The following is a 25,011-nucleotide window of genomic DNA, read 5'->3' as shown; positions in this document are numbered from 1 at the left end:
GGATACCGGACCGGCGTCCGCGGCAGTGCGTGCGATACACATTGTCTGCGAACGGCTCCCCCCTGCGGCAAGCGAATAACCAGCGGGGACACTGGAAGTACCCGGCGGGCAGCGGCCCGCATCCACCGTCGAGAGGACCTGGACCGTGCAGCGGAAGGCGTACGGACCCGGCGTCGCCGCGCTCCTCGCGGCCGTACTGGCCGGCTGCACCGGAAGCCCGGACAGCGGCGGACAGGCGGACGACTCCAACCCGGGCGGCGCCGGCACGGCGACCCAGGCGGCCCAGCCCGGCCGGTACGCCACCCTTCCCGAGCCCTGCGGCGCCGTCGGCGACCGCACGCTGGAGGAACTCCTGCCCGGCCTCACGGAGTTGACCGACGAGCAGCAGCGGGAGAAGGCGTACGCGGGCGAGGCGACGCTCACGTACGACACCGACCGCAAGGTGGGCTGCCGCTGGAAGGTGGAGTCCCTCGCGGCGACCGACCGGCTGCTGGTCGACTTCGAACGGGTCGTCTCCTACGACAACGCGGTCAGCGACGACGCCCAGGCCGAGGAGCTGTTCGCCCGCAGGCAGACGGCGGCGCAGCTGCCCGTGCCGACGGTGACGGGCTCCGGCTCCCCCTCCCCGACCGGCTCCGGCGCGAGCACCGGCCCGGCGGACCCGAGCGGGTCGGCGACGGCGTCCGGTTCGCCCTCGGCGCCCTCGTCCACCGCGTCGCCCTCCGTCGCCCCGTCCGACCTCCAGCCGCGGGTCCTGGAGGACCTGGGCGACGAGGCGTTCCTCGACGACGCGCTCGACCGCTCCGGATCGACCGTCCAGGAGCGCACCGTCACTGTGGCGTTCCGCACGTCCAACGTCATCGTGACCATCGAGTACGCGGAGCAGCCGGTGACCGTCGGAGCGGTCCCGGACAGCAAGGAAATGCAGGACAGGGCCCGGAAACTGGCCGCCGAGCTGTCGGACTCGCTGGGCGGCTGACCCTCGTTCACCGCCCCTCCACGCTCTCCGCGAAGCCCGCGAAGTACGGCCGTCCGGGTGACGGGGCGCGTACCGTGACCCCTCGGACACCGTTCCGACCGCAGGGAACACGAGAGTCATGAGTGAAGGAACCATGCAGCGACGAGCACAGCGAGAGCAGCCCGAGCGAGCCAAGCGCCTGACCCGCGTCCTTGTCTGCGCGGCAGCCGTCCCCGTGATGCTGGTCGCCACCGGCTGCTCCTCGGACTCCGGACCGGACGACGGCGGCGACAAGGCGGCGAGCGCCTCCGCGTCGGCGAGCCCGTCGCCGACGGTGCAGGCGGCGGCGTTCCGGACGCTGCCCGAGGCGTGCGGGGTGCTGAGCAAGAAGACCCTCAAGGACCTGGCGCCCAAGGCGAAGTCCGGCAAGGAGGGCAGCTCGGACGACGTGGCGTCGCGGGCCAGCTGCTCGTGGAGCAGCCTGGACAACAACGGCGTCAAGGGCTCGCAGTTCCGCTGGCTGAACGTGTCGCTGCTGCGCTTCGAGTCGGACACCACGCGCGGTCCTGGTGACAAGCTGGCCCAGGAGTACTACGACAAGCAGGTGCGCGAGGTCCGGGCGACGCCGGGTGCGAGGAGCCTGAACGCGCAGGCGGTGGCCGGCACCGGCGACGAGGCGACCGCGGTGCGTTACGACCTGAAGAAGAAGGAAGGCACCTTCAAGCAGCAGACGGTCGTGGCGCGGGTGGAGAACGTGGTCGTCACCCTCGACTACAACGGCGCGGGTCTGGCGGGCGACAAGACGCCGGACGCCGCCGCGCTGCTGGGGGACGCGAAGAAGGCCGCCAGGGAGGCCGTGCTGTCCGTGACGAGGGCCAACGGCCCGGGCGGGGCGAGCGGTTCGCCGTCGGCCCCGGCGTCGGGCCGGCCGTCCGCGCCGGTCTCCGAGGCGCCTTCGGCGTCGGCCTCCGACAAGAGCTGACCTCGCCGAACCAGAACCGGCCACCCGTTCCCCGTACACATGTGCCACTCTGTTGCGCGCAACAACACGCACTGGGAGGGGAGTACGGGTGGCCGCGCCCATTCAGCTGACACGGACGCACCGGGTTCTCATCGGCGTGGTCGTCTCCGGTGCCGTCGTCATCGCCGGGATCGGTTTCGCCGGTTCGTACGCGGCGGTCCGTGAGCTGGCCCTGAAGAAGGGCTTCGGCGACTTCAGCTACGTCTTTCCGATCGGCATCGACGCCGGCATCTGCGTCCTGCTGGCGCTGGATCTGCTGCTGACGTGGATCCGCATCCCGTTCCCTCTGCTGCGGCAGACGGCGTGGCTGCTGACGGCGGCCACGATCGCCTTCAACGGCGCGGCGGCCTGGCCGGATCCGCTCGGTGTGGGCATGCACGGGGTGATTCCCGTGCTGTTCGTGGTGTCCGTGGAGGCCGCGCGGCACGCGATCGGCCGGATCGCCGACATCACCGCCGACAAGCACATGGAGGGCGTCCGGCTCACCCGCTGGCTGCTGTCGCCCGTCCCGACGTTCCTGCTGTGGCGGCGCATGAAGCTGTGGGAGCTGCGCTCCTACGAGCAGGTGATCAAGCTGGAGCAGGAGCGGCTGGTCTACCAGGCCCGGTTGCGCTCCCGCTTCGGCCGCGCCTGGCGCCGCAAGGCTCCGGTCGAGTCGCTGATGCCGCTCCGCCTCGCCAAGTACGGCGTCCCCCTGGCCGAGACGGCCCCGGCGGGCCTGGCGGCGGCGGGCATAGAACCGGCGCTGATTCCTCCGGCGCCGGAGATGACCGCGGCTGCGGGCGGTCGTGCCTCCGGGGCGGCACAGGTGCAGGTGCCGTCCGGCGAGCAGCGGCTGGAGCTGGAGCCCGAGCGCGGGGTCGAGGAGCCGTCGAACCCTTGGCTGCACGCCCGCGACCCCCAGTCCGTTGAGTACCACGGCGGCTACGACCCGGAGTTCGACCCGGACGAGTACGCCCGCTGGATGGCCGAGCAGCGTCAGGCGGAGCAGTACGAGGACCAGTACCAGGAGGAGCCGCCTCTCCGGGAACCCGCCCCGGAGGAGACGGGCGCCTTCCCCATCCCGGTCATCCCGGGCGGCCGCACGCGTGAGCTGGGCGAGGGCGGCGCGGCTCCGGACGCGGAGCCGGGCGAGGACGACTTCTACCAGGTCTTCCGGCAGTCGATAGACGGCAGCTACCCGACCCCCCGCGTGCTCGGCGACAACATCGAGGCGACCTACGGCGTGACGCTGAGCCCGAGCGCCCTGAAGGACCTCGTCGACCGCTTCCAGGCTCGCCACGCCGCGGAGCTGGAGGAGGACCACATCGCCTGAGCGGCGCGTGGACGTAGGACGAGGGGCCCCCGGTGTTCCGGGGGCCCCGTCGCGTTCGTGCCGTGCGTCCGCCTACCGGGCCGCGTGCCCGAAGGCGACGCCCGCCGAGGGCAGTCCGCCCTTGCCGGGCTGGTAGGTGGTGGCCGGGGTGCTGGTCCCGCTCACCACGTTGGACATCGGCAGGGCGTACAGGGCTCCGTGGGTGAGCGGTCCGTCGGGCATGCCGACGTACAGCTGGGTGCCGGTGAAGTGGATGCTCTGGCCCAGGCGCTGGTTGGCACCCGCCGTGCCGGGGATGCCGCCGGCGTTGCCGGCCTCGAACCAGCGGTCGTTGGCGCCCGGGGAGCCCACCAGGGAGAACGTGGTGATGGCGCCGGCCTTGGCGGTGGTGCCGACGGCTTCGTCCGGGAGGCCCACGGCCAGCTTCAGGTTCGCGGCGGTGCTGACCGCGCGGGGCGCGGTGTTGACGGCGGTGAGGGCCGCGCCGAACCGGTCACCGGCCTCGGAGGTGCCGCTGACGTCGTCGGTCGCGGTGCCCGAGTAGTAGCTGTGCGTCTGGCTGTAGGTGCCGGCGGCGGTGATGCGGAAGCTCTGGGCCATGCCGGCGTCGGTCTTGTTCACGCCGTCGATGCTCAGGTCCTCGCCGGGTACGCCCACGACCAGGATCGACTCGCCGGTGGCACCGGCCGACGGGCGGTAGGGCACGAGGGTCAGGGCCGCGGCGAACTGGTCGCCCGGCTCGGCGCCGCCGGAGACGGTGTCCAGGTCCTGGTCGAGCCCGAACAGCGGGGTGGGGTTGCCGGCGTTCAGCGTGTGCGAGAAGACGGCGAGGTTGCCGGCGTCGGCGTCCGCCCCGATGGTCTCGTTGGGCGCGCCGACGGCGAGGTGGTAGGCGTCGGCCGCGACGGTGGTGCCGAAGCGGTCGCCGGTCTCGACGGCGCCGGGGACGTCGGGCTTGTCCTGGTGGATCGAGACGTTGGTGGTGCCGTGCAGGTAGAACGCCTGGCCCGCCTCGGCGACGCTGCCCAGCGACTCGCCCGGCGCTCCGGCCACGGCGAACGGCACGCCCTCGGCGGTGGTGCCGGCGGCGACGGCGTGGCCGAAGCGGTCGCCCTTCTCGGACGCGGACGCGCCGAGGGAGCCGCCGCCGCTGCCCTGCTCGTAGTGGGTGGCCTTCCGTGTACCCGTGCCCAGGCCGCCGGGGGCGCCGTGGAGGATGTCGACCATGCCCGCATCGGTGGCGCCCGCCAGGTCCTCGCCGGGGGTGCCGACCACGAGGTCGGTGCAGCCGTCCTCGTCGAAGTCGGTGGTGTCGATGGCCTCGGCGAAGTAGTCGTTGGCCTCGGAGCCGCCGGGGACCCAGTCGAGGTCCTGGGTGATCTCGGCGGTGCCCTTGCCGCCGCCGTACACGATCCGGACGAGGCCTGCGTTGGCGTCGCCGCCGACGGTGGCCTTCGGGTCGGCGATCGCGATGTCCTCGACGCCGTCGCAGTTGAAGTCGGTGGCGCGGGGGGCGCCGGCCACGGAGTCGACCCAGGTGGCGAGGTCGTCGACGCGGGCGGCGATGCCGCCGGTGCCGGTCTGCTCCTCGTCGGTGCCGAGGCAGCCGCCCTGGTAGGAGCGGCTGGCGAGCGCGACCAGCTGGTGGGCGCCGCCGGAGGTGCGGACCATCGGGCCGCCGGTGTCGCCCATGCACGCGGCGACGCCGTCCTGGCCGGTGACGGTGGCGGTGGTGCCGTCGGCGGCGTCGACGGTGAAGGTGCCGGTGTGCAGGTTCAGCGGGGCCCACTCGGTCGCCGTGCGGCCGTAGCCGGCGAGCTTGAGCTGCTCGCCCGCGACGGGCGCGGAGGCTGCCAGGGCGACGGGGGCGACGCCGGTGACCGGGCGGTTCAGCCGGGCCAGGACCACGTCGCGGTCGGTGCGGGGCACCAGCTGGACGACCTGCCGGACGGCGCCGCCGGAGCCGGTGAGGTCGGCGCGGCCGATGGTCGCGGTGGTCTTCTTCGCGGGCTTGCCCGCGGGCACGGCGAGGCTCTGCGCCGGGTCGTCGGCGAAGCAGCTCGCGGCGGTGAGCAGCCACTCGGGGTCGACCAGGACCCCGGAGCAGCCGCGGTCGTGGTCGCCCACGATCAGCTGCGCGGCGTAGGCGTGGGTGGTGTCGCCGGAAGGGGCGGCGGGACCGGTGACGGCGAGGGCGGGCGCGGCGGTCAGGACCAGGGCTCCCGTGGTCAGCGCGGCTCCCAGTACGGCGGGGCGCACGGGTCTGGTACGTCGCATGAGGTTCATTCCTTGGGGGTGGATCCGGCAGGGTCGGCGGGGGCGCCACGCGGGCGCACCGGGTTCGGCGGATCACCGCTTCCGGGTGCGTCCGCCCACGTCTCACTCCGGTCCCGGGCGGGGCCGGAGTCGGTGCGTGCTCCGGTGGCGTCCGGCGGGATTACGCGCTGGTGCGGATTTCGACGAGGATGTGGCTCCGGCCGCTCGGGTCGACGGACTCGCCGACGGGCTCGAACGAGTTCTCCGGCACGGTCACTTCCTGCACCGTCTCGTCCGGGGCCCGGAGGGTCAGGTCGGCGTCCACACCCGCGGCGCCCTTCACCCCGTAGACGGACGGGATCTCGAGGCTGAGATAGCCGGAGGTCCCGGTGACGCTGAAGCAGACCATCTGGGTGGCGCGCGTGTACACCTCCAGCAGTCCGGTCCGGCTGCCGCAGGCGGCGAGGGTGATGTGGCCGTCGCCCCGCTTGAGCACGATGCCCAGCTCGTCCTTGATCTTGTCGGCCTGCGGGTAGTTGAAGTCCTCCACCGCGTAACCGGGTTCTTCACCGGCCACCGGGGCGGCGGCCGACGCGCCGTCCGATCCGGCGAGTCCGGTGGCGATCACTGTCGCCACACAGGCGGCGGCAGCCGCACCGGTGGCGATGATCCTTCGTGCGAGGTTCACGCAAGTCCCCCCTGCGCATCGTGAGTTACTCCGTACGGCCCGGCAGGTGGTTCTCACCGCGACAGGTCCGGACGGAAGAGCGGCCGAATTCAAACATAAGTTCGCTTCACTCGCACGTACAAAGTGGCTCATTTGCTGCCGAATGGCCTGAACGCAGCGTGTGCGTCTTCTCACTGGATCGTTCCAACCACAACCAGTGGCCCAAACCTCACTCCTTGCGTACTCTCACGTCCGCCCACTTCCACACCTCCTCCGGCCCTTTGCCGCACGCTGCGCGCAACTCGCTTGCCAGGCGGGCCGGTTGAGGCGCATGTGCCGCTCTGACGAATTCCGAACGCGACCGACGGCCGTTCACCACGCGGTGTCGGGCCGCCTGTTGCCGACCAGACGGATGGACTCGTGAACACCACTTTCTGGAGCAGACGCCGGTTCCTGACCGTCGCTGCCGCCACCACGGCAGCCACGTCGATCCCCTTCGCCACGACCGCCCAGGTCTACGCCGCCGCCGCGGCCACAGGCGACACGCCCAGCCTCCCCTCCCTGCCGGACACCCCCCGCGGCAAGGCCGTCTCCGCGTGGAAGGCCGGCGGCAAGGCGGTGAGGAGCGCGGCGGCGGCCGCGCTCACCGGTACTCAGGCCGACGTCGAGCAGTTCGTCGCCACGGGGCTCGCCTCCGCGGTCGCCGAGGACAACCGCGTCGCCCTCTTCAAGGCCCTCGCCGGCTCCGGCAAGGGAGTCGCACGCGACATCTCGGCCGCACTGACCGCCGGGGACGAAGCGATCACCGCCTTCCTCGCCGGCGGGTACGAGGCCTCGCAGCTGGAGGATCTCCGCGTCCTCACCTTCACGTTGATGGGCCAGGGCGGCACGAGCGTGAAGGCCGCCGCGGGCAAGGCGCTGGACGACGGCTCCCTCGACGCACTGATGAAGTTCGTCACCGAGACGCAGTTCACCGCCCGTTTCGAGGACGAGCGGGCGGAGGTCTTCAAGGTGCTGGCCACCGCCTCGCCCCAGGTGAGGACGTCCGCGCAGCGCGCCCTGGAGGAGGGCACGGCGGGCGCCATCGGCTGGTTCCTGGAGACCGAGCAGCACATCGCCCGCGCCCGTGACCAGGAGAAGGCGACCATCGACCAGCTCGTCGCCATCGTCGAGCGCGAGGGCAACCGCGCCCATCTGACGATGGAACAGGCGGTGGCCGAGTCGGAGAAGGCGCAGACCGCCGCCGCCAAGGCGAAGGCGGCCGCGCTGGAGGCCGCGGAGGAGGCCCAGGCGGCGCAGAACGACGTGAAGAAGGCCGGCAGCGCCGCACGCAAGGCGGCCGGTGCGGCGAAGGGAGCCGCGCAGGCGGCCCGCACCGCCATCTCCGCCTCCAACGCCGCCCAGACGGCGGCGCGCCGGGCCGCGTGGGCCGCGAACGCGGCCGCCGCCGCGGCCGCGACCGCCGCGCGTGCCGCCTCGAACGCCTACCGGTCCGCGATCGCGGCGTCCGCGGACGCCTCCCAGGCGCAGGCCGCGAAGGACGCCGCCGTCGGCGCCCGTAACGCCGCGAAGAAGGCGCGTACCGCGGCGGCCGCCGCGGACCACGCGTCGACGGCCGCGGCACAGGCCTCCTCGGCCGGTTCCGCCGCGGCCTCGGCGGCCCGGAACGCCGCCTCCGCCGCGAACTCCGCCGCCACCGCGGCCACCGCCGCCGGAGTGGCGCAGTCGGAGGCCGCCGCGGCCCGTGCCGCAGCCGCCGAGGCGGACGCGCAAGCCGCACGGGCCACCCGTGCGGCGTCCACCGCCCAGTCCCTGGCCGCCACCGCGGCGAGCGCTGCCAGGACCGCGCGGAACGCGGCCAACTCCGCCGCGGACCATGCGGAGAAGGCGGCGGACGCGGCGGAAGAGGCTGCCAAGCACGCGGGGGAGGCCGTCGACCACGCCAACCGCTCCACCCAGTGCGCCGCCCAGGCCAAGGAAGCCGCCGACGCGGCGACGGCAGCCGTCGTGGAGGCGATGGAGGTCGAGCAGGAGGCGCGGGACGCGGAACTGACGAAGATCGAGGAGCACACCCTCCAGGGACGGGACGAGGCCCGTCGCCTCAAGGCCATCGAGGAACAGGACCTCGAGGCCGCCCGCAACCAGCTCACCCAGCAGCAGGCACTGGACTCGGCCACCAAGGACCTCATCGCCCGGGCCGAGCGGGCGCTCCGCGACGGGGACGAGCAGACCGCGGTCGTCGCCGGCCGCGAGGCGTGTCTCAACCTGCTGTCGTCGCACGGCACCTGGACGCGCGAGGCCGCGGAGTTCGCCCTGTCCGGCGACGACCAGGCCGTCCTGGCGTGGATCGACACCGACCGGGTCATCGCCCAGAACCAGGACGACCGGGAGACCGTTCTCTACATCGCCCGGATCTCCACCCCCGATGTGGCCGAAGCCGCGCACAGGGCCCTGGAGTCCGCCGACCCTGGCGCCGTCGCCGCGTTCCTCAGCGGGGGGATGATCGAGGCGGCCAAGACCGACAACTCGGTCGCGGTCTTCCGGGTCCTCGGGAAGAACCCCGGCAAGGCGGTCAAGGAGGCCGCCACCGCCGCGCTCAGCGACGGCTCCGCCAAGGCGCTGCACGAGTTCTTCGCCACCAAGTACCCGGCGGCGCAGTACGAGGACGACCGTGTCGCCGTCTTCACGGTCCTGGCGACCGCCGGTCCCTACACGAAGATGGCCGCGAACGTGGCCCTGGAGGGCCCGGAGTGGATGCTCCGGGACTTCCTCACCACCGTCCACCCCCGCATGGTGCAGCTCGACGCGGACGCCGCCGCCCACATCGCCGCCGTCCGCGCGTCCCTCGCCCACGCCGCGAAGATCGCGCAGGACGCCCAGACGGACGCCGCCAACGCGTCCAAGGCCGCGGCGGAAGCGCGGAAGGCGGCCGACGAGGCGGTCAAGTGGGCCGACGCCGCGAAGAAGTCGGCGGCGCAGGCGGCCGAGTACGCCAGGCAGGCGGACGGGTACGCGGACGCCGCGGAACAGTCCGCGAAGGACGCCTCGGCGTCCGCCGCGACGGCGAAGGCGGCCGCCCTGGCCGCGCGCTCCGCGTCCCGTCGGGCCAACTACTCCGCCAATCAGGCCACGGCGTCGGCGAGTTCGGCCGTCCAGTCGGCCCTCGCGGCACAGGCGTCCGCGTCCGCAGCCCAGGCCTCGGCCGTCGCGGCGGGCAAGGACGCGCGGGAGGCGGCGCAGGCGGCCTCCGAGGCGCGCGCGATCGCCGTCGCGAAGCGGAAGGCGGAGCTGGAGGCCGCGGCCAGGAAGGCGGCGGAGGAGGCCCGCAGCAACAAGCAGAACGGTGTGGACCCTTCCGACACCGCCGACCACGACAAGGTGGAGAAGCCGGGCACCTTCCTCGGCGGCACCAAGGAGGACTGGCAGGAGGTCGCCAACGTCCTGTCGGCCGTGTCCACCGTCTCGGGCGGCATCGCGGCCGCCTCCCTGCTGATCCCCCCGCCCCTGGGTGAGGCGATCGCGGGGACCGCGGGCACGATCTCCCTCATCACCGGTGTCGCGGGCGCCGTCATCACCGGGTTCACCGACGGGTGGACCTCGAACGCGTTCCTCTCCTCCTCCGCCGGGGTCGCCATCAGCGTCCTCACCGGCGGCATCCCGCTCACCAAGTTCGGCGGGGTGTCGGGCGTCATCAAGTGGGGGACCAATGGCCTTCGTTCCGCCCCCGTCATCGCCGCCCGGCTCGAGCAGGAGCTGATCTCCCCGGCGGTCGGGGTCTTCACCACCAAGTGGGACCAGGCCAGGGACACGGTCAGCGACACCGTGAGCGACGCGTGGGACGCCCTCACGCCCTGGTAGAAGCGAACGGATGGGTTCCGGGGCGGATCACGAGTACGTTCACCACAGGCGTACCGCGATCCGCTCCGGAAGGACCCACACCCTTGTTCCTGTCCCTGCCCACCTACGTCTGGCTCCTCGTCGCACTTGCGGTCACTCCGGCCCACACGGCCCTGATGCGCCGGTCCATGCCGACGCCGAAGGGGAAGAGGAGCGTGTCGTTCATCCCGCTCGTCCTGGGGCCCTTGCTGCTCCTGAGCGCCCTGGGGGAGAAGTGGTCCCTGTCGGAGGCGCTCTACTTCTACACCGCGAGCCTCCTGATGCTGCTCGTCATGATCGTCCCGGTGAGCAAGCGGGTCGCCGCCGACATCCTGCGGCAGGAACAGCATCCGGAGGTCCAGGTCAAGCTGCACACCCCCTCGGCGGTGTGGATCTTCTGCTCCATGATCGTTTCTCTGGCCGTCGTGGTCGGTGTGTGGGCGGCCAACACCTGAGCCCCGGGCGGGCCACGACGAGATGCCTTCTGGTTCAGGACGGGGTCCGCGCCGCCGCCAAGAGGCGGCCGACGGTAGCCGAAGGGGCGCCCGGTGAGGTTCACCGGGCGCCCCTTCGGCGTGCGTGCGTTACGCGCCGAGCAGGTGCCGCACCCTGTCCTGGCCCACCGCCAGCAGCAGGGTCGGCAGGCGCGGGCCCGTGTCCCGGCTGACCAGGAGCTGGTAGAGGAGGGCGAAGAAGGACCGCTGGGCGGTCTTGATCTCCGCGGGGAGCTCCTTGGGCGTGGCGTCGGCGGAGAAGCCGGCCTGGACCTTCGGGACGCCGTAGACGAGGTGGGTCAGGCCGTCCAGGGACCAGTTGCCGGCGAGGCCGTCGAGGAGGAGCCGCAGTGACTCCCGCGCCTGCTCGTCCAGGGACTTCAGCAGTTCCGTGTCGGGCTCGTCGCGGACGATGGTGAGCTGGTCGGCGGGGACGTGGGTGTTGATCCACGCCTCGGCCTTGTCGTAGCGCGGGCGGGCCTCGTCGAGGGAGGCCAGCGGATTCGCCGGGTCGAGGTCGCTGAGGATGCGCAGCGCCTGGTCCTCGTGGCCGGCGGTGATGTCGGCCACCGACGCCAGCGTGCGGTAGGGCAGCGGCCGGGGCGTGCGCGGCAGCTCACCGCTCGCCGTGCGCACCGCGCGGGAGTGCGCGGCGGCGTCGGCGGGCAGCGTCGTCCCGTCGGCGACCTTGGCCTCGAGGCGGTCCCACTCGTCGTAGAGACGCTGGATCTCCTGGTCGAAGGCGACCTTGAAGGACTGGTTCGGGCGGCGGCGGGCGTACAGCCAGCGCAGCAGCTGCGGCTCCATGATCTTCAGGGCGTCGGCCGGGGTGGGCACACCGCCCTTGGAGGACGACATCTTCGCCATGCCGCTGATGCCGACGAAGGCGTACATCGGGCCGATCGGCTGCTTGCCGCCGAAGATCCCGACGATCTGCCCGCCGACCTGGAACGACGAACCGGGCGAGGAGTGGTCCACGCCGCTGGGCTCGAAGATCACGCCCTCGTAGGCCCAGCGCATAGGCCAGTCGACCTTCCAGACCAGCTTGCCGCGGTTGAACTCGCTCAGCCGGACCGTCTCCGAGAAGCCGCACGAGGTGCAGGAGTAGGTCAGCTCGGTGGAGTCGTCGTCGTACGACGTGACCGTGGTGAGGTCCTTCTCGCAGTTGCCGCAGTACGGCTTGTACGGGAAGTACCCGGCCGAGCCGGAGCTGCCGTCGTCCTCGGCGGCAGCGCCGGAGCCCTCGGCGGCCTCCAGCTCCGCCTCGTCCACCGGCTTCTGCTGCTGCTTCTTCGCCGGGGCCTTCTTGGTGCGGTACTGCGCGAGGATCGCGTCGATGTCCCCGCGGTGCTTCATGGCGTGCAGGATCTGCTCGCGGTAGGCGCCGGAGGTGTACTGCGCCGTCTGGCTGATCCCGTCGAACTCCACGCCCAGCTCGGCGAGCGACTCGACCATCGCGGCCTTGAAGTGCTCGGCCCAGCTCGGGTGGGGGGAGCCCTTCGGGGCCGGGACGGAGGTGAGGGGCTTGCCGATGTGCTCGGCCCAGGTCTCGTCCACGCCGGGGACGCCGGCCGGCACCTTGCGGTAGCGGTCGTAGTCGTCCCAGGAGATCAGGTGGCGCACCTGGTACCCGCGGCGGCGGATCTCGTCGGCGACCAGGTGCGGGGTCATGACCTCGCGCAGGTTGCCCAGGTGGATGGGGCCGGAGGGGGACAGCCCGGACGCGACGACGACGACGGGCGCGGCAGCGCCTGAGGCTTTCGCGCCCGGGGCCCGACGCTCCGACTCCTCGATGACCTCATCCGCGAAACGGGAGACCCAGTCGGTGGTCTCGGTGCTCTGAGCCACGATCGGCACGTCCTTCTTTCTGCTCGGGCAGCCGGTACGGTCGCACGGCTGACCGTGCCATTCTCCCAGCTCCCCCGGCCACCGCGAAAACGCCTTTTCACCGGCCCGGGCAGGCCCCCGGCTGCGGCTCGGGCGCGGACCGGGAGGGTCCGCGGGGGACCGTCCGCGCCCCCGCGCACGGAAAAACCGCTTTACCCCCGTGGGATACTGACCGTGTCTATCTGAACCCACGAGGAGAACGGCACCCACTCCATGGCCTCGGTCACATCGCTCACCGATCTCGTCAGCGAGCAGCTCACGTCCGCCCTCTCCGCCACCCGGCCGGAGGCGTCCGCGGACCCGCTGCTGCGACGCAGCGACCGGGCGGACTTCCAGGCCAACGGGATCCTCGCGCTGGCGAAGAAGGCGAAGGCCAACCCGCGGGACCTGGCCACCGAGGTTGTCTCGCACATCACCACCGGTGACGTGATCAAGGACGTCGAGGTGTCCGGCCCCGGCTTCCTCAACATCACGATCGCCGACCGGGCCGTCCTCACGAACCTGGCCGCGCGGTACGCGGACGACACGGGCCGCCTCGGTGTGCCCCTCGCCGCGAACCCGGGCACCACGGTGATCGACTACGCCCAGCCGAACGTGGCCAAGGAGATGCACGTCGGCCATCTGCGGTCCGCGGTGATCGGCGACGCCCTGCGCGGCATGCTCGACTTCACCGGCGAGAAGACGGTCGGCCGGCACCACATCGGCGACTGGGGCACCCAGTTCGGCATGCTCATCCAGTACCTCATGGAGCACCCGGGCGAGCTGGCCCCGGCCTCCGAGGTCGACGGCGAGCAGGCCATGTCGAACCTCAACCGGGTCTACAAGGCCTCGCGGGCCCTCTTCGACGCCGACGAGGCGTTCAAGGAGCGGGCGCGCAAGCGGGTCGTCGCCCTGCAGTCCGGCGACAAGGAGACCCTCGAGCTGTGGCAGCAGTTCGTGGACGAGTCGAAGGTCTACTTCTACTCCGTCTTCGAGAAGCTCGACATGGAGATCCGCGACGACGAGATCGTCGGCGAGTCCGCGTACAACGAGGGCATGCCCGAGACGGCGCGGCTGCTGGAGGAGATGGGCGTCGCCGAGCGCTCCGAGGGCGCCCTGGTGGTGTTCTTCGACGACATCCGCGGCAAGGACGACCAGCCGGTCCCGCTGATCGTGCAGAAGGCCGACGGTGGCTTCGGCTACGCGGCCTCCGACCTGACCGCGATCCGCGACCGGGTCTTCGACCTGCGCGCCACGACCCTGCTGTACGTGGTGGACGTGCGGCAGTCGCTGCACTTCAAGATGGTCTTCGAGACCGCCCGCCGGGCCGGCTGGCTGAACGACGACGTCACCGCGCACAACATGGGCTACGGCACGGTGCTGGGCGCGGACGGCAAGCCGTTCAAGACCCGTGAGGGCGAGACGGTCCGGCTGGAGGACCTGCTGGACGAGGCCGTGCAGCGGGCCGCCGAGGTCGTGCGGGAGAAGGCGAAGGACCTCACCGAGGACGAGATCCAGGAGCGGGCCGCGCAGGTCGGCATCGGCGCCGTGAAGTACGCGGACCTGTCGACGTCGCCGAGCCGCGACTACAAGTTCGACCTGGACCAGATGGTCTCGCTGAACGGCGACACCTCGGTGTACCTCCAGTACGCGTACGCGCGTATCCAGTCGATCCTGCGCAAGGCCGGGGACGTGCGGCCGGCCGCGCACCCGGAGCTGGAGCTGCACGAGGCCGAGCGGGCGCTCGGACTTCACCTGGACGCGTTCGGGGACACGGTGTTCGAGGCGGCGGCGGAGTACGCGCCGCACAAGCTGACGGCGTACCTGTACCAACTGGCGTCGCTGTTCACGTCGTTCTACGACAAGTGCCCGGTGATCAAGCCGCAGCCGCCACGGGACGTGGCGGAGAACCGGCTGTTCCTGTGCGACCTCACGGCCCGCACGCTGACCAAGGGCATGGCCCTGCTGGGCATCAGGACGCCCGAGCGCCTCTGACGCTCCTCGGCCCCGCACGGCACGCGGCCCGTCCACTCCCTCGGGGGGAGCGGACGGGCCGCGGTCGTCGCCGGCGTCGGATCCGGGCCCGCACCGTCGTCCCCGAGACGTCACCGCGGGCGGCCCGGTCCGGGAAGGGTGATCGTGGACGGCGCCGACGCGGACGCCTACGTCTGCACCGGGATGACGCGGGCCCGGCAGGGCAGCGTCATCCGCACCTGCTTCCGGCCCGCGGGCGCCGGGCCTCGCGAGTGTTTCGACGCCCCGGTCCGGCCGGACGGACCACGGGCCGGCTAGGTCCGGCCCGGCCTTGCCGCGGCCGGACCGATACCGAAGAGGGCGGCGGCGTTGGCCGAGCGGACCTTGTGCCGGTCGGTGTCGGTGGGGAGGTGACCGAAGAAGGTGTCGATGTCGTCGCGGGTGGGCTGCTGGAACGGGTAGTCGGTGGAGAAGATCAGCCGGTCGGTGGTCGTCACGGTCAGCGCGTGCTGCAGGAGGGCCGGGTTGAGCATGCCGGACATGGTGAGGAAGACGTTGGTCCGGATGTAGCCGGAGACGGGTCGTTCGAGGCCGGCCAGGCGGGCGAGGCTGTCGGCGCGGTCGAGCCAGAAGGGCAGCAGCTCGCCCCAGTGGCCCAGCACGATCTGGAGCTCGGGGTGGCGGTCGAAGGTGCCGCGCAGGATGAGCCTCAGGGCGGCGGTGGCCGCCTCGATGTGCCAGCCCCAGCCGAAGGTGGCCAGGCCCAGACCGGTCAGGGGGTCGAACCCGCGGTAGGCGGCGTCGCGCAGGGCGTCGGACGGGATCTGCGGGTGGATGAAGACCGGCTGGCGCAGGCGGGCGGCCGCGGCGAAGAAGTCGTCGTAGGCCGGGTCGTCGAGGAAGCGGTCGCCGGAGCGGCCGTAGACCATGGTTCCCACATGGCCCAGGGCGGCTGCGCGTTCGAGTTCTTCGGCCACGTGCTGCGGGGACGACAACGGCAGGCTGGACAGCGACCGCAAGCGCGTGGGATGGGCTCGGACCGCCGCGATGGCGGTGTCGTTGGCCAGGCGGCTGAGCGCGACGGCCTCCTCGGCCGGCAGCGCCTGCGTGCCCGGCGGGGTGAGGGCGAGCACGGCCAGGTCGATGCCCTGGGCGTCCATGGCGGCGAGCCGTCCGGCCCCGAGGTCTTCGAGGCGCTGCGTGGTGTCGCCGCGCTCGTTGAGGAGGAGGCTTTCGTCTGGCTGCCGGGCCGCTTTGAGCGCGGCGGTCAGCTCCGGCAGCATCCAGTGCTCTTCGATGCCGATGAGGGTCATGATCAGTTGTCCTCCGGTGCGGTGACGGTGCGCGGGTGCGCTCCGGTGGCGACCCCTGAGGAAGGTAGGCACACGCATATTGCCTGTCAAATGATACCTATCATTGGTTAGGTAGATTAGAGTAAGGGTGTGGACGAGAAGCACGAGGCCAGACTGTTCGAGCTCGCCGATCTGATCCTGGCGATCAGCCGTCATCTGCATGCCGCCAAGGCCGAGGGGGCGGACGCGTGGACGCCGATCGAGGCGGCGGTGATGCGCTACATCGACCACCAGCCCGGCGCCACCCCGACGCAGGCGGCCCGCGCGACTCAGATGATCTCCAGCAACTTCAGCCGGGCCTTGCGCAAGCTGGAGCACAAGGGTCTGGTGCGCCGCGTGGCCGACCCCGGCGACGCCCGGCGTGTCCGCCTGTACCCGACCGAGAAGGCGGGCGAGAATCTGGGGCGGCTCCAGGAGACGTGGAGCCGGCTGCTGGACGGGGCCGTTCCCGACGCCGCCGAGGCGGACGCGGTGATCGCGGCGCTCCGGCGTATCGAGTCACGACTCCTCGGCGGAGCCGACGGCGATTCCTGACCTCGGTCTCCGCCAGGTCGTCCGCCGCGGTCCCGGGCGTTTCTTCACCCAGCCGGCCGCCCGCCGTCCACCGCCCGCCGCCCGCGCCGAACCCCTCAGGCCCGAAGCGGCCGCCGGTCACGCCCTTTCACGCAGTGCCGCCCCCAGCCTCCGCAGCCCTTCCGCGATCTCCTCCGGCGTCTGCGTGACGAAGCACAGGCGGAGGGTGGAGCGGTCGGGTTCGCCCGCGTGGAAGGGGGCGCCGGGGACGTACGCCACGTCGTGCCGGACCACCTCGGGCAGCAGGGCCGTGGTGTCGTACGAGGACGGCAGCCGCACCCAGAGGAACATGCCGCCCTCGGGACGCGACCAGGCCGAGCCGGCGGGGAGCGCGTCGGGGAGGCCGGCCAGCATGGCGTCCCGGCGCTCGCCGTAGACGCCCGCCACGCGGCGGACGTGCGCGTCGAGGTCGCGGTCGGCGAGATAACGGGCGGCGGCGAGCTGGTTGACGGTCGGGGTGTGCAGGTCGGCGGCCTGCTTGGCCACGGCGCAGGCGCGGCGGATCCCCTCCGGCGCGCGCAGCCAGCCCAGCCGCAGCCCCGGCGCCATGATCTTGGAGAGGCTCCCCAGCAGCACCGTGCGGTCCTCCGCGCCCGGGTGGGCGGCGATCCACGGCACCCGCTCGCCCTCGTACCGCAGTTCGCCGTACGGGTCGTCCTCGACGATCCACAGTCCGCGCCGCGCGGCGACCTCGGCGACGGCGGCGCGGCGGGCGGCGGGGAGGGTACGGCCGGTGGGGTTCTGGAACGTCGGCACGGTGTAGAGCAGCTTGGGCCGCTCGCGGACCACCAGCTCCTCCAACGCCTCCGGGTCGAGACCGTGTTCGTCGCCGGGCACCGCGACGACCCGCGCCCCGGCGAGGCCGAAGGACTGAAGTGCCGCGAGATAACAGGGGTCTTCGACCAGCACCGTGTCACCGGGTTCGAGCAGCGCCGTGGCGAGGAGGGACAGCGCCTGCTGGGAGCCGGTGGTGACGAGCACGTCGTCCGGCGCGGTCACCAGCCCGCGCACGCGGGCGCGTTCGGCGAGCGCGGCCCGCAGCACCGGTTCGCCCTCGGTCGTCGAGTACTGCAACGCCCGCGCCGGCATCTCGGCGAACACCGCGCGGTACGCCTCCGCGATGCCGTCCGCGTCGAACAGCTCCGGCGCCGGAAGACCGCCCGCGAAATTGATCACCTCGGGCCGGGCGGTGACCGCCAGGATGTCGCGTACGGGGGAGCCGCCTACCGCCGAGGCCCGGGCGGCGAGCCGCGGGGTGGGTGCGGGGGCGGCGGGCGGCTCGGTGACGGTCATGGCACGGCTCCTGGTACTGGGTGACGGCTCGTCCCCGCAGCCTAGAAAACCGCCTGTCTTCTACACGCGCCTTTCCGGGATCCGGACGCGACAGAGGTTCTAGTCCAGCTTCGTCGTCCCCTCCGGCACCCAGCCGTCGCCGCCGATCGGGAACTCGTACGCCGGCCGGCCCTTGTTGCCGCTGGTGCGGAAGGGCCGGCCCTTGTCGTCGACGGTGAGCGTGCCGCGGCGGTCGCCGCTGGACCACTTCAGCTCCAGGTACCAGTCGACGTCGTACGCGGAGACCGAGGCGGTGATGTAGTACACCTCCGGGTCGGACTCACTGACCTTGAACGGGAAGTCGTCGTTGCCCGGTTCGGGGGTCAGGGACGGCCGCGCCGAGTCCAGGGAGACGGCGAACGCCCGCGTCCGCACGCCGCCTCCGCAGCCCACGCCGGGGTAGGCCATGGCGTAGTCGTTCCAGGCGAGCGGCGCCCTCTTGCCCGCCACCCGCACGGTGAGGCCGTCGACGACCACGGTCTCGGGGCCGGTGCCCTGCACGGTCAGCCGCAGGTACTGCTGCCCCGAGGGCACCGCGCCGTGCGCCGCCACCCAGGCCGCGGCGCCCTCCTCGACCGGCGGGGGCTTCATCCCGCCCGCCGGTTTGTCGACCAGGTACCGCTGCGAGCAAGGGCTCTCCCACGCGTAGGGGTCCGCCTGCACCGTGACCGGCACGCCGCTCTTCGCCCCCTCGCCGTCCGGGGCGCCGGCGGGTCCGGACCCGGCCGGCGTCCTGGCCGGGCTCTTCTCCTCGGCCGAGGAGGTGGGGGAGGCGGGAGAGGAGGACGGCGAGGTCGACGCGGAGGCGCTCTCCTCCCCGGTCACCCCGGCCGCGCCGGCCGGGCGCTGCCGTCCGCCGTCGCCGCCGTCGTCCGAGCCGCCGCCCGGCAGACCGACGGCGAAGGTGATCCCGGCGGCCACGGCCGCGACCGCGATGCCCGCGAGGACGGCGGTACGGGTACGGCGGCGGACGGGAGCGGGATCCGCGTCCCCGCGGGTCGCCGTCGCCTCGTCCCCTCCGACGGGGCTGGTAATCGTTGGGCCGACCGGGGTCGCGGACGGCGCCTCCGCCGGAGGCCCGTCATCGGTGGCCGCCTCCCCGGGCCCCGTGTCCGCGCTTCCGTCCGCCGGGGGCGTCCCGGCGGCAGCCGCGCCCTTCCGCCCCCGCACCGCGTCCGCCAGCACCCACCGCCGGTGCAGCTCGACGAGTTCCCCGGGCCGCGCCTTGCACAGCCGGGCCAGCCGCTCGACCGGGGCGTAGTCGGCCGGCACCGCGTCCCCGTTGCAGTACCGGTGCAGGGTCGACGTACTCATGTGGAGCCGCTTGGCGAGCACCCCGTAGCTGAGCCCCGACCGGTCCTTCAGCTGCCGTAGCAGCGCGGCGAATTCCGCCGCGGCCGTCTGTTCCGACACCGTTCCTCCGCTCCCCCGTGTCCCGTTCCACCGTTCCAGGGGACGGCCGTTCCCCCAGGTCAGGGCGGTATGAGCGTTCCAGCGTCCCGGATCGCCCGTCGGCGGTGGCGGCCGGGACGGATCACACCGCACGCTCTGGTCATCCAAGCACGCCGCTCCCACCGACCGGTCGAGCGGCTGCACCAAGTCCCCTCCCATGACAAGGAATCCGCCATGCGCACCTCTCGCCTTCAGTTGCTCGCCGCCGCCGGTGTCGCCGTCGCCTCGCTCGCCCTGACCGCCTGCCAGGACGGCACCGGCACCCGCGACGAGGGCGCGTCCTCCTCGCAGCCCGTCGCGTCGGCGCCCTCGGACGCCTCCTCGCAGGCGCCGGAGGGGTCCGCCTCCGGCAGCGGCGGGAACGACTCCACCGCGAACGGCTCCACCGGGTCCGGCGGGGACACGGCCGGCTCCGGCGAGAGCAACAGCGGCGGTGGCAACGGCAGTGGAAGCAAGGGGGCCTCCGCCGGCAAGGGCTCCGCCTCGGGCGGGTCCGACGACGCCCCGGCGAGGTTCAACCCCTGCAACGGCTCGAACACCTCCGTCACCGCCGCGCCGGTCTCCCGCCCGGTGAACCACATGCTGATCACGGTGAAGAACACCGGCTCGAAGAACTGCGACCTGACCTACTACCCGGTGCTGCGGTTCGACGAGATGCAGTGGGTGCCGCAGCCGGTCGAGGAGTCGAAGCCGCAGGCCGTGGTCACCCTGGCGCCGGGCGAGTCGGGGTATGCGGGGGTCCTGCTGTCGGCCGCGGACGGCAGCGGCGCGGGCGGCGCCACCGGCAGGAAGCTCGCCGTCGGCTTCCAGGGCCGCACCCCGAACAGCGACGGCGGCCCCGCCGCGATCCCGTCCCTGCCGGCCACGGGCGTGTACTACGACAGCAGCCTGACGGTGACGTACTGGCAGTACTCGATGGACGACGCCCTCACCCACTGAGCCGGACGCCACCCACTGAGCCTGGCGCCCGCGTAAACCAGATGCGGGCGCCGGCCGCCCCCGTCGACGATGGGCGGGTTACGCCCGGTCAGCGCAGGGTGTTGGCGACCTCGGTGGCCCAGTAGGTGAGGATGCTGCGCGCGCCGGCCCGGCGGATGCCGGTGAGGGACTCGAGGATCGCCTTGTCGCGGTCGATCCAGCCCTTCTCGGCGGCGGCCTCGATCATCGCGTACTCACCGGAGATCTGGTACGCCACGACGGGTACGTCCACCGCGTCCGCGACCTTGGCGAGGACGTCGAGGTAGGGGCCGGCCGGCTTGACCATGACCATGTCGGCGCCCTCCTCCAGGTCGAGCTCCAGCTCGCGCATCGACTCGCGGAGGTTGGCCGGGTCCTGCTGGTAGGTGCGGCGGTCGCCCTGGAGCGAGGAGCCGACGGCCTCCCGGAAGGGGCCGTAGAAGGCGGAGGCGTACTTCGCGGTGTACGCGAGGATCGCGACGTCGTCGCGGCCGATCTGGTCGAGGGCGTCGCGGATGACGCCGATCTGGCCGTCCATCATCCCGCTCGGTCCGACCACGTGGGCGCCCGCGTCGGCCTGGACCTGCGCCATCTCGGCGTACCGCTCCAGGGTGGCGTCGTTGTCGACGCGGCCCCGGTCGTCGAGGACGCCGCAGTGGCCGTGGTCGGTGAACTCGTCGAGGCACAGGTCGGACATGACGAGCAGGTCGTCGCCGACCTCGGCGCGGACGTCCCGCAGGGCGACCTGGAGGATGCCGTCCGGGTCGGTGCCCGCGGTGCCGGCGCCGTCCTTCTTGGACTCCTCCGGCACGCCGAACAGCATGATCCCGGAGATGCCGGCGGCGACGGCCTCGGCGGCGGCCTTCTTCAGGCTGTCGCGGGTGTGCTGCACGACGCCCGGCATCGACGAGATCGGCACCGGCTCCGCGACGCCCTCGCGCACGAAGGCCGGGAGGATGAAGTCGGCGGGGTGCAGGCGGGTCTCGGCGACCATGCGCCGCATCACCGGGGAGGTGCGCAGACGCCGCGGGCGCGTGCCGGGGAAGGATCCGTACGTCGTCATACCGCCTACGCTACGCCCGCCCCGCCCGTGCCTTTGCCGACGCACAGTCGGCGCACGACCGACCCTCGGGGCGGGGCCCGGGCGGCCCGCCGTGCGGGGCCGGTGCGGCGGGACCATGCTGGAGAGGGCCGGGACGGCGCCGCGGTCCGCCGTCCCTCCGTACCGCGCGCCGCGGAGGTTCGTCATGGTCACCCTGCACCGGACGCCCGACCTGTTCGCCCTGTCGGAGATCCGCGGACCGGTGCTGCGCCCCGGCGACGACGGCTACGCGGAGGAGCTCACCGGGTTCAACGTGGCCGCCCGGCGCGCCCCCGACGTGGTGGTCGGGGCGACCGGCGCCGACGACGTGGTGACCGCGCTGCGCTGGGCGTCGGCCACCGGGACGCACGTCGCCGTCCAGGCGACCGGCCACGGCGCCAACTACCCGCTCGACCACGGGCTTTTGATCAGCACGAAAAGGATGACGGGCGTACGGGTCGACCCGGAGCGGCGCACCGCGAGGGTCGAGGCCGGCGCGCGGTGGCGGGACGTGATGGCGGCGGCCGCCCCGCACGGCCTGGCGGGACTGTGCGGCAGCTCGTCCGACGTGGGCGCGGTCGGCTACACGGTGGGCGGCGGCCTACCCGTCCTGGGCCGCGCCTACGGGTACGGCTCCGACCTGGTCCGCTCCTTCCAGGTCGTCACCCCGGACGGCACGCTCCACGAGACGGACGCCGGCCGCGAGCCCGACCTGTTCCGGGCGCTGCGCGGCGGCAAGCACGCCGTCGGCGTGGTGACGTCGATGGTCACGGAGCTGCTGCCGCTGCGCACCCTGCTCGGCGGCGGCCTCTGGTTCCCCGGCGAGCACGCCGAGGCGGTGCTGTCGGCCTGGTGCGGATGGATCCGCACGGTGCCGGACGAGATGTGCACGTCGTTCGCCCTGCTGCGGCTGCCGCCGGTCCCACAGGTCCCCGAACCGCTGCGGGGCCGGTTCTGGGCGCGGGTCACGGTCGCCTGGACCGGGGACCCGGCCGACGGCGAGGCGCTGCTGGCGCCCGTACGGGCCGCCGCCCCGGCGGCCGTCGACACGGTGGAGGTCATGCCGTGCACGGAGATCGACCGGATCCACATGGACCCGCGGGGCCCGTTCCCGGTGCGGGAGTCGTGCCTGCTGCTGCACGAGCTGACCCCGGTGGCGGTCCGGACGTTCCTGGACCAGGTGGGTCCGGACGTGAGCGACTGCCCACTGCTGCTCGTGGGGATCCGGCACCTGGGCGGCGCCCTGTCCCGGCCCGCGCCCGGCGCGGACATGGTGAGCGCCCGCGACGCGGACCATCTGCTGGAGACGGTCGCGGTGGTCGCCTCCCCGGCGGAGGCGCTGGCCGCCGACCGGGCCGCGACGGCCCTGCACACCGCGATGTCCCCCTACGGCACCGGCCGGACGACGCCCAACATGCACGGCACTCCCGGCGACGCCGCGGACCGGGCCCGCGCCTGGACCCCGGAGGTCCACGCCGACCTGCTGCGCCTCAAGCACGCCTACGACCCCGCCGGCCTGCTCCGTTTCGGTCACACCCCCTGAGCCGGCGCGGGACCCGTCGGATACGGTGCTCGTCCTCCGCGGGACGTGCTCCGCGGCCGTACGACAGAGGGGGACCGGACCGTGCACAGCGCCGCCGTGACGACCGAGGGCGACCGGATCCGCTGGGCCGAACTGCCGGGCGGGGAGCCGGCCCGCGTCTACGTCCACGGACTGGGCGCCACCTCACCGCTGTACTTCGCCGGGACCGCCGTCCACCCGCTGCTGGCCGGGCGCCGCTCCCTGCTGATCGACCTGCTCGGCCACGGCCACAGCGACCGGCCCACGTCGTTCGCCTACACGCTGGAGGACCACGCGGACGCGCTCGCCGCAGCGCTGCGCGCCGCGGAGGTCACCGGCGCCGAGGTGATCGCGCACAGCATGGGCGGCGCGGTCGCCGTGGTGCTGGCCGCCCGCCACCCGGAGCTGGTGTCGCGGCTGGTCCTCGTCGACGCCAATCTGGACCCGCTGACGCCGGAGCGTGGCGCCCTCGGCAGCCGGGGCATCGCCGCGTACGGCGAGGAGGAGTTCCTCGCGGGCGGCTGGCGGGAGGTGCGCGACCGGGCGGGCGAGACCTGGTGGGCGACGATGCGTCTGACGGGCCTGGAGGCCCTGCACCGCAGCGCCGTGCATCTGGTCCGGGGCACGACCCCCACGATGCGGGAGCTGCTGCTGGACCTGCCGGTTCCGCGCACCTTCCTGTACCCGGAGCCCGACGGCCCCTTCCCGGGCGCCGCGGACCTGGAGGCGGCGGGCGTTCGTGTGGTCCCGGTCCCGGACTGCGGCCACAACGTCATGCTGGACAACCCGGAGGCCTTCGCCCGCGCGACGGCCGAGGCGCTGGCCTGACCTTCTGCACCAGGGCCTGTCCGGCGGCCCTTATGGCCCTGCCGGGCAGCCCCTCTTTGGCTCTGTCCGGCGGTCCATGGTCCCGCGAGGCTGGGGGAACACCGACGTCCCCCCGGAGGGTCCCTTGAGTCTCGCGTTCCTGCTGGCCGCCCTGGCCGTGGTGGTCACCCCCGGCACCGGCGTGGTCTACACGCTCGCCGCCGGCCTCTCCCACGGCCGGCGCGCGGGCCTGGTGGCCGCCTTCGGCTGCACGCTCGCCGTCGTGCCCCATCTGCTGGCGTCCGTCACCGGACTCTCCGCGCTGCTCGCCTCCAGCCCGCTCGCCTACGCGGTGGTGAAGTACGCGGGCGTCGCCTACCTGCTGTACATGGCGTGGGCGATGCTCCGCGACAAGGAGGCGTTCACCGTCCGCCCGGAGTCCGAGCCGCGCCCCGCGCTCCGCGTGATCACGACCGCCGTGCTGATCAATGTGCTGAACCCCAAGCCGATGCTGTTCTTCGTCGCCTTCCTCCCCCAGTTCGTCCCGGCCGGCTCCACCGGCTCCCTCGGCCTGATGCTCCGGCTCGGCGGGGCCTTCATGGCGCTGACGTTCGTGGTCTTCGCCGCGTACGGGGTGTGCGCGGCAGCGGTACGGGACCGGCTGCTGGCGCACCCCCGGGTCACCACCGGCCTGCGCGCCGTCTTCACGGCGAGCTTCGTCGGGCTCGGCGCCCGGATGGCGGTGGCGTGATGATCTTCCGGCACACGGAGGAGGTCCGGTCCGCCCACCCGGGCCTGGCGGCGGGCGCGCTCCACGCCACGGGCGTCGACAGCACGGCGGACGTGGGGGCGCGCGTGGGGGAGTACACCGCCCGCGCCCTCGCCCGGCTCACCGACGGCCCCGAGAGCGGGTTCCCCGAAGTACTGGCGTGGCGGCGGACGTTCACCCGCCTGGGCCTGCGTCCGACGCAGTACCGCTGCGCCTCCGAGTCCCTGCTGCGCCGCCTGCGCAGGGAAGGCGCACTGCCCCGCATCCACCCGGTCGTCGACCTGTGCAACGCGGTCTCCGTGGCGTACGCCGTGCCGGTCGCGGCGCTCGACGCGGACCGGATCACGGGCCCGCTGCTGGAGGTCCGGTCCGCGCACGGTGACGAGGAGTACACGACCTTCGACGGCCGCACCGAGCACCCCGCCCCCGGCGAGGTGACGTACGCCGACTCGGCGGGGCGCGCGCACGCCCGCCGCTGGACGAACCGGCAGAGCGGCCACTCGGCGGTGCGGGACGGCACGCGCCGGATCCTCGTGGTGGCGGAGGCGATGCACGAGGGCGGGGCGGACACGGTCGCGCGGGTGCTGGAGACCCTCGCGGAGGAGTTGACCGCGCACTGGCCGGTCACGCCCGTGACCGGCCTGCTGACCGGTGAAGCACCGGAGTTCACGCTCGGCGACGCCGCCCGTGTCCCGTAGCC

The 25,011-nt window shown here is 73.0% G+C and carries 19 protein-coding genes; 12 read left to right on the top strand and 7 right to left on the bottom strand.

Annotated features, from left to right (window positions below):
• The first annotated feature begins 145 nt into the window (after positions 1–145).
• The 3 genes from ACF1AG_RS24840 to ACF1AG_RS24830 all read left to right on the top strand — a co-directional run bounded on the left by ACF1AG_RS24840 (position 146) and on the right by ACF1AG_RS24830 (position 3,294).
• Complete coding sequence (locus ACF1AG_RS24840; protein WP_387798165.1) at positions 146–979, top strand: DUF3558 domain-containing protein; 834 nt, start codon at positions 146–148, stop codon at positions 977–979.
• 133 nt (positions 980–1,112) lie between these two features.
• Positions 1,113–1,940, top strand: a complete 828-nt coding sequence (locus ACF1AG_RS24835; protein ID WP_387798168.1) for a DUF3558 family protein — start codon at positions 1,113–1,115, stop codon at positions 1,938–1,940.
• Between the two features lie 88 nt (positions 1,941–2,028).
• On the top strand, positions 2,029–3,294 hold the full coding sequence (locus ACF1AG_RS24830; RefSeq protein ID WP_387798170.1) for a DUF2637 domain-containing protein: 1,266 nt from the start codon (positions 2,029–2,031) through the stop codon (positions 3,292–3,294).
• 72 nt (positions 3,295–3,366) lie between these two features.
• Here ACF1AG_RS24830 and ACF1AG_RS24825 read toward each other — a convergent pair whose 3' ends face one another.
• Positions 3,367–5,571, bottom strand: a complete 2,205-nt coding sequence (locus ACF1AG_RS24825; RefSeq protein WP_391810415.1) for a S1 family peptidase — start codon at positions 5,569–5,571, stop codon at positions 3,367–3,369.
• A gap of 160 nt (positions 5,572–5,731) precedes the next feature.
• The gene (locus ACF1AG_RS24820) at positions 5,732–6,238 is read right to left on the bottom strand and encodes a hypothetical protein (RefSeq protein WP_359601683.1); all 507 of its coding nucleotides are present in this window, start codon (positions 6,236–6,238) and stop codon (positions 5,732–5,734) included.
• Positions 6,239–6,637: 399 nt separating this feature from the next.
• Here ACF1AG_RS24820 and ACF1AG_RS24815 point away from each other — a divergent pair, with 399 nt between their 5' ends.
• Positions 6,638–10,075 (top strand): ALF repeat-containing protein, encoded by a 3,438-nt coding sequence (locus tag ACF1AG_RS24815; RefSeq protein ID WP_391810414.1) that lies wholly within the window; start codon positions 6,638–6,640, stop codon positions 10,073–10,075.
• Between the two features lie 83 nt (positions 10,076–10,158).
• Positions 10,159–10,548 (top strand): hypothetical protein, encoded by a 390-nt coding sequence (locus ACF1AG_RS24810; RefSeq protein ID WP_359602909.1) that lies wholly within the window; start codon positions 10,159–10,161, stop codon positions 10,546–10,548.
• 129 nt (positions 10,549–10,677) lie between these two features.
• Here ACF1AG_RS24810 and lysS read toward each other — a convergent pair whose 3' ends face one another.
• Entirely contained in the window at positions 10,678–12,444 is a 1,767-nt protein-coding gene (gene lysS / locus ACF1AG_RS24805; protein WP_391810413.1) for a lysine--tRNA ligase, read from the bottom strand.
• Between the two features lie 243 nt (positions 12,445–12,687).
• Between lysS and argS the strand changes: the two genes are divergently transcribed.
• Positions 12,688–14,448 carry an arginine--tRNA ligase gene (gene argS / locus ACF1AG_RS24800; RefSeq protein ID WP_359602913.1) on the top strand — a complete coding sequence of 587 codons (1,761 nt, stop codon included), beginning with the start codon at positions 12,688–12,690 and terminating at the stop codon, positions 14,446–14,448.
• A gap of 293 nt (positions 14,449–14,741) precedes the next feature.
• Here argS and ACF1AG_RS24795 read toward each other — a convergent pair whose 3' ends face one another.
• Positions 14,742–15,740, bottom strand: a complete 999-nt coding sequence (locus ACF1AG_RS24795; protein WP_391810412.1) for an amidohydrolase family protein — start codon at positions 15,738–15,740, stop codon at positions 14,742–14,744.
• A gap of 129 nt (positions 15,741–15,869) precedes the next feature.
• On the opposite strand from ACF1AG_RS24795, the gene ACF1AG_RS24790 reads away from it, so the two are divergent.
• Positions 15,870–16,313 (top strand): MarR family winged helix-turn-helix transcriptional regulator, encoded by a 444-nt coding sequence (locus ACF1AG_RS24790; RefSeq protein WP_391810411.1) that lies wholly within the window; start codon positions 15,870–15,872, stop codon positions 16,311–16,313.
• Between the two features lie 117 nt (positions 16,314–16,430).
• Here ACF1AG_RS24790 and ACF1AG_RS24785 read toward each other — a convergent pair whose 3' ends face one another.
• The gene (locus tag ACF1AG_RS24785) at positions 16,431–17,645 is read right to left on the bottom strand and encodes a PLP-dependent aminotransferase family protein (protein WP_391810410.1); all 1,215 of its coding nucleotides are present in this window, start codon (positions 17,643–17,645) and stop codon (positions 16,431–16,433) included.
• Between the two features lie 99 nt (positions 17,646–17,744).
• On the bottom strand, positions 17,745–19,097 hold the full coding sequence (locus ACF1AG_RS24780; protein ID WP_391810409.1) for a helix-turn-helix domain-containing protein: 1,353 nt from the start codon (positions 19,095–19,097) through the stop codon (positions 17,745–17,747).
• Positions 19,098–19,310: 213 nt separating this feature from the next.
• On the opposite strand from ACF1AG_RS24780, the gene ACF1AG_RS24775 reads away from it, so the two are divergent.
• The gene (locus ACF1AG_RS24775; protein WP_387798188.1) at positions 19,311–20,075 is read left to right on the top strand and encodes a DUF4232 domain-containing protein; all 765 of its coding nucleotides are present in this window, start codon (positions 19,311–19,313) and stop codon (positions 20,073–20,075) included.
• A gap of 88 nt (positions 20,076–20,163) precedes the next feature.
• On the opposite strand, the gene hemB is transcribed toward ACF1AG_RS24775, so the two are convergent.
• On the bottom strand, positions 20,164–21,156 hold the full coding sequence (gene hemB / locus ACF1AG_RS24770) for a porphobilinogen synthase (RefSeq protein ID WP_359602925.1): 993 nt from the start codon (positions 21,154–21,156) through the stop codon (positions 20,164–20,166).
• Positions 21,157–21,340: 184 nt separating this feature from the next.
• On the opposite strand from hemB, the gene ACF1AG_RS24765 reads away from it, so the two are divergent.
• The 4 genes from ACF1AG_RS24765 (at position 21,341) to ACF1AG_RS24750 (ending at position 25,009) form a co-directional block, all read left to right on the top strand.
• A complete protein-coding gene (locus ACF1AG_RS24765) occupies positions 21,341–22,717 on the top strand; it encodes an FAD-binding oxidoreductase (protein ID WP_359602927.1) in 1,377 nt (458 codons plus the stop codon).
• Positions 22,718–22,798: 81 nt separating this feature from the next.
• Complete coding sequence (locus tag ACF1AG_RS24760) at positions 22,799–23,563, top strand: alpha/beta hydrolase (protein WP_359744469.1); 765 nt, start codon at positions 22,799–22,801, stop codon at positions 23,561–23,563.
• A 124-nt stretch (positions 23,564–23,687) separates the two neighbouring features.
• Positions 23,688–24,293, top strand: coding sequence for a LysE family translocator (locus tag ACF1AG_RS24755; RefSeq protein WP_359602931.1), 606 nt, complete (start codon positions 23,688–23,690; stop codon positions 24,291–24,293).
• The gene (locus ACF1AG_RS24750) at positions 24,293–25,009 is read left to right on the top strand and encodes a B3/4 domain-containing protein (protein ID WP_387798193.1); all 717 of its coding nucleotides are present in this window, start codon (positions 24,293–24,295) and stop codon (positions 25,007–25,009) included. The genes ACF1AG_RS24755 and ACF1AG_RS24750 overlap by 1 nt, the downstream gene beginning before the upstream one ends.
• Positions 25,010–25,011: the final 2 nt, after the last annotated feature.

Origin of the sequence: Streptomyces sp. NPDC014764 (assembly GCF_043082785.1) — a bacterium.
GTDB classification, from domain to species: Bacteria; Actinomycetota; Actinomycetes; order Streptomycetales; family Streptomycetaceae; genus Streptomyces; species Streptomyces althioticus.
The sequence above is the reverse complement of the archived record's forward strand: the minus strand, read 5'-3'. Positions and strand labels throughout refer to the sequence as shown.